This window comes from Streptomyces sp. Isolate_45, from assembly GCF_024721315.2.
Classification (GTDB): Bacteria; Actinomycetota; Actinomycetes; order Streptomycetales; family Streptomycetaceae; genus Streptomyces.
Genome location: NZ_JANFAK020000010.1, coordinates 73,758 through 85,912, shown reverse-complemented (window position 1 = coordinate 85,912; position 12,155 = coordinate 73,758). Strand labels below are relative to the sequence as shown.

Sequence of the window (12,155 nt, the reverse complement as noted above, 5' to 3'; positions counted from 1 at the left end):
CCCTGCGGGCGGTCGTCAGTAGCGGTACTGCTCGTACTCGCCGGTGCCGTTGCCCTGGTTGCCCTGATTGCCTTGGTTCCCCTGCCGGCCCTGGTACGGGTAGCCCTGCGGGGGCTGCTGCTCCTGGCCGCCGTCCTGGCCCGGGTACGGGGGCTGCGCCTCGTTGGCCCGCTGCTGCGGGACCCAGACGCCGCCGGGCGGGGTGTCCGTCGAGTACTGCTGCTGCGCAGGGTCGTACTGGGCGTAGCCGGAGTAGTCGTAGGTCGGCGGGGCGACCGTGCCGCCGGTGCCGATGTACGGGTCCGAGTAGGCGGCGTAGACCTGCTGTTCGCCGGTCGGGTAGCCGCCCGGGTAGTCGTAGCCCTGCCGGCCCTGCTGCTGCTCGTAGTACGCCGCGTACTGGTGGGCGTCCTGCTCGGGCCGGCCGTAGGGCGCGGGCCCGTCGCCCTGGCGGGGGGCGAAGCTCTGTATGCCGTACGAGCCGGTGTCCTCGGGGACCGGCTCCGGGGTGAAGACCCGCGTGGAGTCCACGTCCCGGTCGTCCCGGTCGTCCCGGTCGTCGTGGCTCTCGTGGGTGGCGTCCGGGCCCTGGGATCCGTATTCCAGCGCCGTCACCTCCAGCCCGGCGTCCGGGCGCGGTGCGCTCCCGGAGCGGCGGCGCCGGCCCTGTTCCTGCGGTGCGGGTTCCCCGCTCTTGCGCAGCGACCAGCCGGCCACGAAGCCCTTGCGGAAGGACAGCGTCACCAGGGTCTGGCCCAGGGCGAAGGCGACGGCGCCCGCGCCGATCACGTACACGGAGGGCAGCAGCACCCCCGCCACGACGCCGAGGAACCCGGTGAAGGCGAGCAGGCGCCAGCGGAGCCGGGCCTTGTACTGCATCAGGACCTCGGCAAGCAACCACAACGCGACGACACCGAACGCGATGTAGAGGACCGTCATTCCCATGCGTGGCCCCTCTCGGTACGGCCGCCCGCACGGGAACGGGGAATGGCCGGTCAGGCCCGCTGGTGCAGGCCCAGGTTCTCGTAGATTTCGAGGGACGCCGTGGAATTGTTCAACGTGATGAAGTGCAGTCCTGGTACACCCTCGGACAGCAGCCGCGCGCAGAACTCCGTGGCGAACTCGATGCCAATGGAGCGTACAGCGGCGGGATCGTCCTTGACCGCGAGCATGCGCTCTTTCACAGTCGCGGGGAAGACCGCGTTGCTGAGTTGGGGCAGCCGTTCGAGCTGCTTGACGGCCACAACGGGCATGACCTCGGGGATGATCGGGGTCTCGCAGCCCGCCTTCGCGACGCTGTCGCGCAGCCGCAGATAATTCTCCGGATCGAAGAACATCTGGGTGATCGCGTAGTCGGCGCCCGCGCGGCACTTGTCCACGAAGTGCCGGATGTCCGTGTCCCAGTCGGACGAGCGGGGGTGCATCTCGGGGAAGGCCGCGACGCCGACGCAGTAGTCGCCCGACTCCTTGACCAGTCGGACCAGATCGGCCGCGTAGTGCACACCCTGCGGGTGCGGGACCCACTCGCCCATCGGGTCGCCCGGCGGGTCTCCGCGCACGACGAGCATGTTGCGGATCCCGGCGTCCGCGAACTGTCCGATGACGTGGCGCAGCTCGGCGACCGAGTGGTCCACGGCGGTGAGGTGCGCGACGGGGGTCAGGGTGGTGTCGGCGGCGATCTGCTGGGTGGCGCGGACGGTGCCGCCGCGGGTGGAGCCGCCTGCCCCGTAGGTCACCGAGACGAAGCTCGGGGAGACCGCCTCGATCCGGCGGAGCGCGTTCCAGAGGTTGCGCTCGCCCTTCTCCGTCTTGGGGGCCCAGAACTCGAATGAGTACGAGCACCCGGACGCGATGAGGTCCCGGACCGTGTGTGCACGGTCCGACCAGGTGGAAGCGGTACCAAGGGCCATACGGGCAGGTTAGACGCGGCTCGGCGGACACCGAAGCCGCGTCCATCCATTGGACACATTTTTGGACACCCCGGAGGCGGCTCTAGCCCGCGGCGACCTCGGCCTCGGCGCGGGCGCGGACGCGCCGGGCGAGGTCCGCGGCGGCCGCGCCGGGGTCGGACGCCTCGGTGAGGGCCCGTACGACGACGACGCGGGTGGCGCCGGCGTCCAGGACCTCGTCCAGGTTGCCGGCGTCGATGCCGCCGATGGCGAACCAGGGGCGGTCCTGGCGCAGGGAGGCGGCGTGGCGGACGAGGTCGAGGCCGGGGGCGTGGCGGCCCGGCTTCGTGGGGGTGGGCCAGCAGGGGCCGGTGCAGAAGTAGTCGACGCCGGGCTCGGCGGCCGCCGCGTCGACCTCGGACTCGGAGTGGCAGGACCGGCCGATGAGGACGCCGCCGCCGAGGATGGCGCGGGCGGCCGGGACGGGGATGTCGCCCTGGCCGAGGTGCAGGACGTCGGAGCCGATGGCGTGCGCGACGTCGGCGCGGTCGTTGACCGCGAGGAGCTTGCCGTGGCGGCGGGCCGCCTCGGCGAAGACCTGGAGGTGTTCCAGCTCCTCGCCGGCCTCCATTCCCTTGTCCCGGAGCTGGACGATGTCCACGCCGCCGGCCAGGACGGCGTCCAGGAACTCGGGGAGGTCACCCTGCCGCTTCCGGGCGTCCGTGCAGAGGTAGAGCCGGGCATCGGACAGCTGTTGCATGGGTGTACCCCCCGTGGTGGTGGCGGTGTGCGGACCGGCGGGACCGGCCCGCACACCTGTGGATCAGCTCATCAGAGGGCGAGCGCCTGAGCGCGGCGCTTCACCTCCGTGCCGCGATTCTCGCTCAGCGCCTGCACGGGGCTGCCGGGCAGGGTCGGATCCTCGGTGAAGAGCCATTCCAGGATCTCCTCCTCGGAGAAGCGGTCGTCGCGCAGCACGGTCAGCAGGCCCACGAGCCCCTTGACGACCTTGTCGCCGTCGATGAACTGGGCCGGAACCTGCAGCGTGCGGTTCTCGCCCCGGCGTACGGCGATGAGCTGGCCTTCCTTGACCATCTGGCGGACCCGGGTCACCTCGACGTCGAGCATCTCCGCGATGTCGGGGAGGTGCAGCCAGGAGGGGACAAGGGCATCGATCTTTGCGTCAATCTCGGTCACGGACACAAGCCTGCCATCTCGGACGGGCCGCCGGTACCTGGCCCGTCCGTCCGGGGGCCGGGCCGCCTCCCGCACGGGCGGCGCGGGGTGGATTCCCCCGCTCCGCTCCGCCCGCTCCGTCGCCGGGGGTCAGACGGTGGCGGACTTCAGCGGGGTGGCGGGGTCCGCCACCCGGGCCGGGTCCACGGGGACGGCGGACTCGATGAGCTTGCGGCCCTGCGCGAGGTCCCTCGGTCGGCCGACGGCCAGGACGGCGACCAGGCGGCCGTCCCGGAGCCAGCACACCGACCAGGTGGCGTCGCCGGGGTCGCCGCGCCACAGCAGGGTGTCGGCGCCGGCGTGGTGTCCCGCGTACTGGACGAAGCGGCCGAACTGCTCCGACCAGAAGTACGGGACGGGGTCGTAGGCCCGCACGGGCCCCCCCGCCAGGATGTTCGCCGCGACGGCGCGCGGGCCCTGGAGGGCGTTGTCCCAGTGGTGGACCAACAGCCGCGTCCCGTAGCGGGCCGACGGGAAGGAGGAGCAGTCTCCGACGGCGTACACCCCGGGGAGGGTGGTGCGCAGGTGGGCGTCCGCCGTGACGGAGCCGTCGGGGCCGCGGTCGATCCCGGTCCCGGCCAGCCAGTCCGTCGCGGGGCGCGCGCCGATGCCGACGACGACGGCGCCCGCCTCCAGTTCGCGGCCGTCCGCCAGCCGGACCCGGCCCTCGCCGATGCCGGCCACCCTCGCGCCGGTGATCAGCTCGGCCCCCGCCTCGGCGTACCAGTCGGCCATCGGGGCGGCGACCTCGGCCGGGAGGGCGCCCGCCAGGACCCGGTCCGCCGCCTCGACGACGGTGACGGCGCAGCCCGCCGCGCGGGCGGCGGTGGCGAACTCGGCGCCGATCCAGCCCGCCCCGACGACGACGGTGGCGGGGGCGGCGGCCAGGACGGGCCGCAGCCGCGCGGCGTCGTCGAGGGTGCGCAGCAGGTGCACGCCGGGGACGCCGTCGGAGCCGGGCAGGGTCAGCGGTCGCGCGCCGGTGGCCAGGACGAGGACCCCGTACGGGACGGGTCCCGCCCCGGTGTCCAGTTCGCGCTCGGCGTGCCGCAGGCCGGTGACCTCGGTGCCGAGCCGCAGCTCGATGTCGAGGCCCTCGAAGTCGATGTCGAAGGCGGAGTCCTCGGCCTTGCCGAGCAGCACCGCCTTGGACAGCGGGGGGCGGTCGTAGGGCTGGTGGGGTTCGGCGCCCAGCAGGGTCACGGGGCCGGTGAAGCCCTGTTCCCGCAGGGCCACCGCGGTCTGCACCCCGGCCATTCCGGCGCCGACGATCACGACACCGGGGTTCGTCTGTTGCGTCTGCTCGCTCACGCGTCCCAGCCTAGTTCTCTGACGGTTCGTCAGGAATAGCGGGTGCGGGAGCCCGGGGGAGGCAGCCTTACCCGGCATCGGCCACGGGGTTAGTCTGGCCACCGTACCTATCGCGGGAGTCCGGGCGCACCGGGCTGAGAGGGAGGCTGGCCGGCCTCCGACCGTACGAACCTGATCCGGGTCATGCCGGCGAAGGGAGGGGCTGGACGCCCATGCACTCATCTCGGAAGGGATCCGACGTCCTCGTCATCGGGGGCGGGATCATCGGCCTGGTCACCGCCTGGCGGGCGGCCCGGCGCGGCCTGCGCGTCGTGCTGGCCGATCCGGACCCGGGCGGCGGCGCGGCCCGGGTCGCGGCGGGCATGCTGGCCGCCGTCACGGAACTGCACTACGGCGAGGAGACCCTGCTCGGGCTCAACGTGGCCTCCGCCGCCCGCTACCCGGACTTCGCCGCCGAGCTGTCCGAGGCCACCGGCGGCACGGACATCGGCTACCGGGCCTGCGGCACCCTGGCCGTCGCCCTCGACGCCGACGACCGCCTCCACCTGCGCGAGCTGCACGCGCTCCAGCGCCGCTGCGGGCTGGAGTCCGAGTGGCTCACCGGCCGCGAGTGCCGCCGCCTGGAGCCGATGCTGGCGCCCGGGGTGCGCGGCGGGTTGCGGGTCGACGGGGACCACCAGGTCGACCCGCGCCGCCTCGCGTCCGCCCTGCTGACCGCCTGCGAGCGGTCCGGGGTGACCCTGTGCCGGGGCCGCGCGGCCCGGCTCGTCACCACCGGGGACCGCGCCGCGGGCGCCGTCCTCGACGACGGTACGGAGCTGTTCGCCGACCAGGTGGTCCTGGCGGCGGGCTCGCTCAGCGGCCGGCTGGCCGGCGTACCGCCCGAGGTGGCCGTTCCGGTACGGCCGGTGAAGGGGCAGGTGCTGCGGCTGTCGGTACCGGCCGCGTACGGCCCGTTCCTGTCGCGGACCGTACGGGCGGTCGTGCGCGGCAGCCACGTCTACCTGGTGCCGCGCGAGAACGGCGAGCTCGTCGTCGGCGCCACCAGCGAGGAACTCGGCTGGGACACCACGGTCACCGCGGGCGGGGTCTACGAGCTGCTGCGCGACGCCCACGAGTTGGTGCCCGGCATCACCGAACTCCCGCTGGTCGAAACCGTGGCGGGGCTGCGTCCCGGCTCGCCGGACAACGCGCCGCTGCTCGGCCCCACCGAGCTGCCGGGCCTCCACCTGGCCACCGGCCACTACCGCAACGGGGTCCTGCTGACCCCCCTCACCGGGGACGTGATGGCGGAGCTGCTGGCCACCGGCGTCGTGCCGGAGATCGCCCGCCCCTTCACCCCCCGCCGCTTCTCCCCCACGCGTCAGGAGTCCTACGCATGACCATCTCCGTCAACGGCGAGCCGCGCGAGGTCGCGGCCGGCACCACCCTCGACGCGGTGGTGGCCACTTTGACCCGGGCGCCCAAGGGGGTCGCCGCCGCCCTCAACGAGACCGTCGTCCCGCGCGGGCAGTGGCCGCACACCCCGGTGGACGACGGCGACCGGGTCGAGGTCCTCACCGCGGTCCAGGGAGGCTGACGGCGATGGCGGACGACCTCTTCACGCTGGGCGGACGGACCTTCTCCTCCCGCCTGATCATGGGCACGGGCGGGGCCCCGAGCCTGGACGTCCTGGAACGCGCGCTGACCGCGTCGGGGACGGAACTGACGACGGTGGCGATGCGGCGCCTGGACCCGACGGTGCAGGGCTCGGTCCTGTCGGTGCTGACGAAGCTCGGCATCGCCGTCCTGCCGAACACGGCGGGCTGCTTCACCGCCGGGGAGGCCGTGCTCACGGCCCGGCTGGCACGGGAGGCCCTGGGCACGGACTGGATCAAGTTGGAGGTCGTCGCGGACGAGCGCACCCTCCTGCCGGACGGCGTCGAGCTGCTCGACGCGGCCGAGGTCCTGGTGGACGAGGGCTTCACCGTCCTGCCGTACACCAACGACGACCCGGTGCTGGCCCGGAAGCTGGAGGACGTGGGCTGCGCGGCGATCATGCCGCTCGGGTCCCCCATCGGCTCCGGCATGGGGATCCGCAACCCGCACAACTTCGAGCTGATCGTCGAGCGGGCCGGCGTCCCGGTCATCCTGGACGCGGGCGCCGGAACGGCTTCGGACGCCGCGCTGGCCATGGAGCTGGGCTGCGCGGGCGTGATGCTGGCCTCCGCCGTGACCCGGGCGCAGGAGCCGGTGCTGATGGCCGCGGCCATGCGGGACGCCGTGTCCGCGGGACGTCTCGCCCACCGGGCGGGACGCATCCCGCAGCGGCGCTTCGCCGAGGCCTCCTCCCCCGTCGAGGGCCGCGCCGCACTCGACCCGGAACGCCCCGCCTTCACCACCTGACCCGGGGGTACGGGCCCCGGCCGGGCGGGTCGGCCGGGGTCGGCGGGCGCCCCGGAGCGGGGCGCCCGGAAGGGGACGTGCGTCACAGCTGCGCTGCAACCACCCCCACCCGCGCCGGTGGCGCGGCGGGCGCTCGTAGAATCGCCGGGTGGATACGACCCTGGATGACCCCCTCGTCGGGCGCGTGCTCGACGGCCGCTACCGCATCGATGCCCGCATCGCGGCCGGCGGCATGGCCACGGTCTACCGGGCCGTGGACACCCGCCTCGACCGCGTCCTGGCGCTGAAGGTGATGCATCCGGCGCTCGCCGCCGACGGCGCCTTCGTCGACCGTTTCATCCGCGAGGCCAAGTCCGTGGCCCGCCTCGCCCACTCCAACGTGGTCGCCGTCTTCGACCAGGGGACCGACGGCCCGTACACGTACCTCGCCATGGAGTACGTCTCCGGCTGCACCCTGCGCGACGTGCTCCGCGAGCGCGGCGCGCTCCAGCCGCGGGCCGCCCTCGACATCCTCGAACCGGTCCTCGCCGCCCTCGGCGCCGCCCACCGGGCCGGTTTCGTGCACCGGGACATGAAGCCCGAGAACGTGCTCATCGGGGACGACGGCCGCGTCAAGGTGGCCGACTTCGGGCTGGTCCGCTCCGTGGGCTCGGTCACGAACACCACCGGCTCGGTCCTCGGCACCGTCTCCTACCTGGCGCCCGAGCAGATCGAGAACGGGATCACCGACACCCGCGTGGACGTGTACGCCTGCGGCGTCGTGCTCTACGAGATGCTCACGGGCAGCAAGCCGCACAACGGCGGCAGCCCCGCCCAGGTGCTCTACCAGCACCTCCACGAGGACGTTCCGCCCCCGTCGGCCGTCGTCCCCGGCCTTCCGGCCGGCCTCGACGCCCTCGTCGCGCAGGCCACCGCCCGCAACCCCGAGCTGCGCCCCTCCGACGCCGCCGCCCTCCTCGGCCTGGCCCGCGGCGCCCGCGACGGACTCGGCGAGGCCGAGCTGGACGCCGTACCGCCGCAGGCGCGGGCCCAGGCGCGCAGCGCGGCGGAGGACAGGACGGGGGTGATCCCCCGCTCGGTGGACGTGCAGCAGCCGGTGCTGCACACCTCGCGGTTGGAGGCGGCGCCGCCCGCGGCCGCCGCACCGCCCACCCGGCGGCTTCCGCGCGCACCCCGGCGCGGGCCGCTCCTGATCGTCGCGGGGGTGCTGCTCGCCCTGGGTCTCGGCACGGGCGTCTGGTACATCAGCTCCGGCCAGTTCACGAAGGTCCCGAACCTGCTCGGCAAGTCGGAGGAGCAGGCGAAGTCGCAGCTGTCGGCGGCCGGACTCGGGGTGAAGCGGATCGACCGCAAGTTCAGCGACGCCTTCGAACGCGGGACGGTGATGAACACCGACCCCGAGGGCGGCAAGCGGATCCGCGGGAACGGCGCGGTGACGCTCACCATCTCCCGCGGCCCCGAGGTCGTCAGCGTGCCCGACCTCAAGGGGCGACCGCTGGAGGAGGCGAAGGCCGAGCTGACGAAGGTGGGCCTGGCCCCCGGGATCGTCACACAGGCCTTCAGCCAGGACGTCGCCCAGGGCTCGGTGATCAGTACGGATCCGGCGGGCGGCCAGCGGCGGGCTCCGGACACGGCCGTCGCGCTGATCGTCAGCAAGGGCCGACCCGTCCAGGTGCCGAACGTCACCGGCCGGACCGTCGACCAGGCGCGCGAAGCGCTGGAGGGCCTCGGCCTCACCGTGAAGACCGCCCCCGAGCAGGTCAACTCGCCCTCGGCGCCCGGCACGGTGGCCAACCAGTCGGTCCTCGCGGGCGCCCAGGCGGCCGCCGGCGACACGGTCACCCTCACCCTCTCCAAGGGACCCCGCCAGGTCCAGGTACCGGACGTGACCGGCCAGGACGTGGACGCGGCCCGCGGGACGCTGGAGGGCCTCGGCTTCAAGGTCAAGGTGGACCGTCCGTTCCTCTCCTTCAGCAACACGGTGGAGTCCCAGTCGGTGCTCGGCGGCCTGAACGCCCCCGAGGGCAGCACGATCACGGTGAAGACGAGGGGCCTGTGAACCCGTCCGTCACGCCCACGGTGACCCCCTCGACGCCGACCCCTCCGGCGACCTCCCGCGACGCGGCGGCGACGCGCAACCCGGTGGGCGGGCACGTGCCCGTCGCCGGCGGGCTCGCCTCGGTCGGCCTGCCGTACGCCGCCGAGATGGGCGCCGAGGCCGTCCAGGTCTTCGTCGCCAACCCGCGCGGCTGGGCCACGCCGACGGGAAACCCGAAGCAGGACGAGCTCTTCCGCGCGCGGTGCGCCGAGCTCTCCGTACCCGCGTACGTGCACGCCCCGTACCTGATCAACTTCGGTTCGCACACCGGGGCGACCGTCGAGAGGTCCGTGGAGTCACTGCGGCACTCGCTGCGCCGTGCCCGGGAGATCGGCGCGCTCGGGGTGGTCGTCCACACCGGCTCGGCGACCGGCGGCCGCCCGCGCGATGCGGCGTACGCGCAGGTCAGGGAGCACATGCTGCCGCTGCTGGACGAGCTGACCCATGACGACGACCCCTACCTGCTGTTGGAGTCCACGGCCGGGCAGGGCTCCTCGCTGTGCTCGCGGACCTGGGACTTCGGGCCGTACTTCGAGGCGCTCGACCACCACCCGAAGCTCGGGATCTGCCTGGACACCTGCCACATCTTCGCGGCCGGTCACGACCTGGCCGAGCCCGGCGGCACCAAGCAGACGCTCGACCTGCTGGTGGACACCGTCGGGCCGGGCCGGTTGAAGCTGATCCACGCCAACGACTCCAAGGAGGGCGTCGGCGCCCACAAGGACAGGCACGCCAACATCGGCCGGGGCCACATCGGCCGCGAGGCCTTCGGCGAGCTGTTCTCGCACCCCGAGACGGCCGGCGTGCCGCTGATCATCGAGACGCCCGGCGGCAAGGAGGGGCACGCGGCGGACGTGGCCCTGCTGAAGGAGCTGCGCGATCTCCACTGATCCACGGGTTCCTTGAGGAATACCCCAGGGGGGTATACGGTTCTGTCACGGGGACGGAACCGCATACCGGCGTTTCGCATGCGAGGGGCTTGGTCATGGAACACGCGCACGCGCACCACGAACACGGCAACGAGCACGACGCGGCCCACGGACCGGGGCACGGCCCCGGCCACGAACATCCGACCACCGGCGGCAAGGTCACCTGGGCCGCCGCGGCCCGCGCCACCCTGCACTGCCTCACCGGATGCGCCATCGGCGAGGTGCTCGGCATGGTCATCGGAACCGCGCTGGGCTGGGGCAACGTCCCGACGATGATCCTCGCGATCATCCTCGCGTTCGTCTTCGGCTACGCGCTGACCCTGCGCGGGATCCTCGCGGCCGGGGTGGGCTTCCGCTCGGCCGTCCGGGTGGCGCTGGCCGCGGACACCCTCTCGATCGCGGTCATGGAGCTGATCGACAACGGGGTGATCGCGCTGTGGCCGGGCGCGATGGACGCGCACCTGGCGGACCCGCTGTTCTGGATCGTCCTGGCCATCGCGCTGGCCGCCGCCTTCGTGATCACCGTGCCGGTGAACAAGTGGATGATCGGCCGCGGCAAGGGTCACGCGGTGGTCCACCGCTACCACCACTGACCGCGATCCGGAGGTGACGGCGGGGCCCGGGAGTTCGCCGACAGGCCCTAGAGCTCCGGGCCGTCGCCCGGTTCCTCCTGGTACGAGTAGCGCTGCTCGCGCCAGGGGTCGCCGATGTTGTGGTAGCCGCGCTCCTCCCAGAAGCCGCGACGGTCGGCGGTCATGTACTCGATGCCGCGGACCCACTTGGGGCCCTTCCACGCGTACAGGTGCGGGACCACGAGGCGCAGCGGGAATCCGTGCTCGGCCGTCAGCAGTTCGCCGCCCATGTGGGTGGCGAAGACGGTCCGTTCGGCGGCGAAGTCGGCGAGTCTCATGTTGGAGCTGAAGCCGTACTCGGCCCACACCATCACGTGCGTGACCTGCGGGGCGGGGGGCGCCAGTTCGAGGAGGGTGCGCGCGAGCACCCCACCCCATTCGGCGCCCAGCATGCTGAACTTGGTGACGCAGTGCAGGTCCGCGACGACCGAGTCGAACGGCAGCGCCGCGAACTCCTCGTGGTTCCAGCAACGCTTCTCGCCGTCGGCGGTCGCGCCGAAGACGCGGAACTCCCAACGCTCCGGCTTGAACTTCGGTACAGGACCGTAGTGGGTGACGGGCCAGCCTCGCTGCAACCGCTGTCCCGGTGGGAGCTCAAGCTGCTCTGCTCCCGGTGATTCCCGGTTTTCCGGCTGACCCATGTCTCCATGGTGACAGACTGGGCAGGGTGGTGATGACCAGGTCCGTGCCTATTCGGGCAAGTCCCGGCAACTCCCACTAAGGAGGCACTTACTGGACGACCTCCGGCGGCGGTGCAAGGATGCGCGCACCTGCCCAGTCACTTAGCTGACATTGCTTGGAAGGAGCTTCTGCGATGCAGGGCGACCCCGAGGTCCTCGAGTTTCTCAACGAGCAGCTGACCGGCGAACTCACCGCCATCAACCAGTACTGGCTGCACTACCGCATCCAGGACAACAAGGGTTGGACGAAGCTCGCCAACTACACCCGTGCCGAGTCCATCGACGAGATGAAGCACGCGGACAAGATCACCGAGCGCATCCTGATGCTCGACGGTCTGCCGAACTACCAGCGCCTCTTCCACGTGCGCGTAGGTCAGACCCTCACGGAGATGTTCCAGGCCGACCGACAGGTCGAGGTCGAGGCGATCGACCGCCTCAAGCGCGGCATCGAGGTCATGCGCGGCAAGGGTGACGTCACCTCGGCGCGGCTCTTCGAGGAGATCCTGGAGGACGAGGAGCACCACATCGACTACCTCGACACCCAGCTGGAACTGATCGAGAGCATCGGCGAGCCGCTGTACATCGCGCAGCTGATCGAGCAGCCGGAGAGCTAGTCCGACAGGCCTTGAACCGGGCCGGAGGGTCGGGCGGGGCGAGCTAGGCCGCTTCGGCCAGCGCGGGCTCGTCGGCCGAGAGGACGGCGGCCGTCCTGCCCTGGTCCAGCAGCTCCCGGCGCGGGCACGCCCCGCGGCCCAGGAGGCCCTGGATGGTGCGCACGCACGAGCCGCAGTCGGTGCCGGCCTTGGTGGCGGAGGCGATCTGGCGGGGGGTACAGGCCCCGGCAGCCGCGTGGTCCTTGACCTGCTTGTCGGTGATCCCGAAACAAGAGCAGACGTACACGCGGTTCACCTCCCTGGCGAGGAACGGTTCGGCAGCCATCCCCTATTCGGTGAGGCTTACCTAACCGTACCCAAAGTTAGGCAACCCTAAAAGCC

14 protein-coding genes and 1 riboswitch are annotated in these 12,155 nt (G+C 72.5%); of the genes, 7 read left to right on the top strand and 7 right to left on the bottom strand.

Going from position 1 to position 12,155, the window contains the following annotated elements:
* Positions 1–15 precede the first annotated feature (15 nt).
* The 5 genes from NOD94_RS05995 to NOD94_RS05975 all read right to left on the bottom strand — a co-directional run bounded on the left by NOD94_RS05995 (position 16) and on the right by NOD94_RS05975 (position 4,382).
* On the bottom strand, positions 16–945 hold the full coding sequence (locus NOD94_RS05995; protein ID WP_281204647.1) for a hypothetical protein: 930 nt from the start codon (positions 943–945) through the stop codon (positions 16–18).
* Positions 946–995: 50 nt separating this feature from the next.
* Positions 996–1,910 carry a methylenetetrahydrofolate reductase [NAD(P)H] gene (metF, locus tag NOD94_RS05990; RefSeq protein WP_281204646.1) on the bottom strand — a complete coding sequence of 305 codons (915 nt, stop codon included), beginning with the start codon at positions 1,908–1,910 and terminating at the stop codon, positions 996–998.
* A gap of 82 nt (positions 1,911–1,992) precedes the next feature.
* Complete coding sequence (thiE, locus tag NOD94_RS05985) at positions 1,993–2,649, bottom strand: thiamine phosphate synthase (RefSeq protein ID WP_281204645.1); 657 nt, start codon at positions 2,647–2,649, stop codon at positions 1,993–1,995.
* Positions 2,650–2,720: 71 nt separating this feature from the next.
* Complete coding sequence (locus tag NOD94_RS05980; protein ID WP_281204644.1) at positions 2,721–3,086, bottom strand: Rv2175c family DNA-binding protein; 366 nt, start codon at positions 3,084–3,086, stop codon at positions 2,721–2,723.
* Between the two features lie 129 nt (positions 3,087–3,215).
* Positions 3,216–4,382: an FAD-dependent oxidoreductase gene (locus NOD94_RS05975; RefSeq protein WP_281204669.1), complete on the bottom strand. Its 1,167-nt coding sequence runs from the start codon at positions 4,380–4,382 to the stop codon at positions 3,216–3,218.
* 156 nt (positions 4,383–4,538) lie between these two features.
* Positions 4,539–4,651, top strand: a riboswitch (TPP riboswitch).
* On the opposite strand from NOD94_RS05975, the gene thiO reads away from it, so the two are divergent.
* The 6 genes from thiO (at position 4,649) to NOD94_RS05945 (ending at position 10,441) form a co-directional block, all read left to right on the top strand.
* On the top strand, positions 4,649–5,818 hold the full coding sequence (gene thiO / locus NOD94_RS05970; protein WP_281204643.1) for a glycine oxidase ThiO: 1,170 nt from the start codon (positions 4,649–4,651) through the stop codon (positions 5,816–5,818). (Overlaps the previous riboswitch by 3 nt.)
* Positions 5,815–6,015 (top strand): sulfur carrier protein ThiS, encoded by a 201-nt coding sequence (thiS, locus tag NOD94_RS05965; protein WP_281204642.1) that lies wholly within the window; start codon positions 5,815–5,817, stop codon positions 6,013–6,015. Before thiO ends, thiS begins: the two co-directional genes overlap by 4 nt.
* Positions 6,016–6,020: 5 nt before the next feature.
* Positions 6,021–6,821, top strand: coding sequence for a thiazole synthase (locus NOD94_RS05960; protein WP_281204641.1), 801 nt, complete (start codon positions 6,021–6,023; stop codon positions 6,819–6,821).
* A gap of 148 nt (positions 6,822–6,969) precedes the next feature.
* Positions 6,970–8,880 carry a Stk1 family PASTA domain-containing Ser/Thr kinase gene (pknB, locus tag NOD94_RS05955; protein WP_281204640.1) on the top strand — a complete coding sequence of 637 codons (1,911 nt, stop codon included), beginning with the start codon at positions 6,970–6,972 and terminating at the stop codon, positions 8,878–8,880.
* Positions 8,881–8,900: 20 nt separating this feature from the next.
* The gene (locus NOD94_RS05950) at positions 8,901–9,809 is read left to right on the top strand and encodes a deoxyribonuclease IV (RefSeq protein WP_281204668.1); all 909 of its coding nucleotides are present in this window, start codon (positions 8,901–8,903) and stop codon (positions 9,807–9,809) included.
* A gap of 95 nt (positions 9,810–9,904) precedes the next feature.
* Entirely contained in the window at positions 9,905–10,441 is a 537-nt protein-coding gene (locus tag NOD94_RS05945; protein ID WP_281204639.1) for a DUF4396 domain-containing protein, read from the top strand.
* 47 nt (positions 10,442–10,488) lie between these two features.
* On the opposite strand, the gene NOD94_RS05940 is transcribed toward NOD94_RS05945, so the two are convergent.
* Complete coding sequence (locus NOD94_RS05940; RefSeq protein WP_281204638.1) at positions 10,489–11,121, bottom strand: sulfite oxidase-like oxidoreductase; 633 nt, start codon at positions 11,119–11,121, stop codon at positions 10,489–10,491.
* A 173-nt stretch (positions 11,122–11,294) separates the two neighbouring features.
* On the opposite strand from NOD94_RS05940, the gene bfr reads away from it, so the two are divergent.
* A complete protein-coding gene (gene bfr / locus NOD94_RS05935; RefSeq protein ID WP_281204637.1) occupies positions 11,295–11,774 on the top strand; it encodes a bacterioferritin in 480 nt (159 codons plus the stop codon).
* 43 nt (positions 11,775–11,817) lie between these two features.
* Here bfr and NOD94_RS05930 read toward each other — a convergent pair whose 3' ends face one another.
* Positions 11,818–12,099 carry a (2Fe-2S)-binding protein gene (locus tag NOD94_RS05930; RefSeq protein ID WP_281204636.1) on the bottom strand — a complete coding sequence of 94 codons (282 nt, stop codon included), beginning with the start codon at positions 12,097–12,099 and terminating at the stop codon, positions 11,818–11,820.
* Positions 12,100–12,155: the final 56 nt, after the last annotated feature.

Excerpts from the sequence above, each read along its gene's own strand:
- thiE (WP_281204645.1), bottom strand. The coding sequence starts at position 2,649 with ATGCAACAGCTGTCCGATGCCCGGCTCTACCTCTGCACGGACGCCCGG.
- NOD94_RS05945 (WP_281204639.1), top strand. The coding sequence starts at position 9,905 with ATGGAACACGCGCACGCGCACCACGAACACGGCAACGAGCACGACGCG.
- NOD94_RS05975 (WP_281204669.1), bottom strand. The coding sequence starts at position 4,382 with ATGGCCGGGGTGCAGACCGCGGTGGCCCTGCGGGAACAGGGCTTCACC.
- metF (WP_281204646.1), bottom strand. The coding sequence starts at position 1,910 with ATGGCCCTTGGTACCGCTTCCACCTGGTCGGACCGTGCACACACGGTC.
- thiS (WP_281204642.1), top strand. The coding sequence starts at position 5,815 with ATGACCATCTCCGTCAACGGCGAGCCGCGCGAGGTCGCGGCCGGCACC.
- NOD94_RS05940 (WP_281204638.1), bottom strand. The coding sequence starts at position 11,121 with ATGGGTCAGCCGGAAAACCGGGAATCACCGGGAGCAGAGCAGCTTGAG.
- NOD94_RS05930 (WP_281204636.1), bottom strand. The coding sequence starts at position 12,099 with ATGGCTGCCGAACCGTTCCTCGCCAGGGAGGTGAACCGCGTGTACGTC.
- NOD94_RS05960 (WP_281204641.1), top strand. The coding sequence starts at position 6,021 with ATGGCGGACGACCTCTTCACGCTGGGCGGACGGACCTTCTCCTCCCGC.
- bfr (WP_281204637.1), top strand. The coding sequence starts at position 11,295 with ATGCAGGGCGACCCCGAGGTCCTCGAGTTTCTCAACGAGCAGCTGACC.
- NOD94_RS05995 (WP_281204647.1), bottom strand. The coding sequence starts at position 945 with ATGGGAATGACGGTCCTCTACATCGCGTTCGGTGTCGTCGCGTTGTGG.
- thiO (WP_281204643.1), top strand. The coding sequence starts at position 4,649 with ATGCACTCATCTCGGAAGGGATCCGACGTCCTCGTCATCGGGGGCGGG.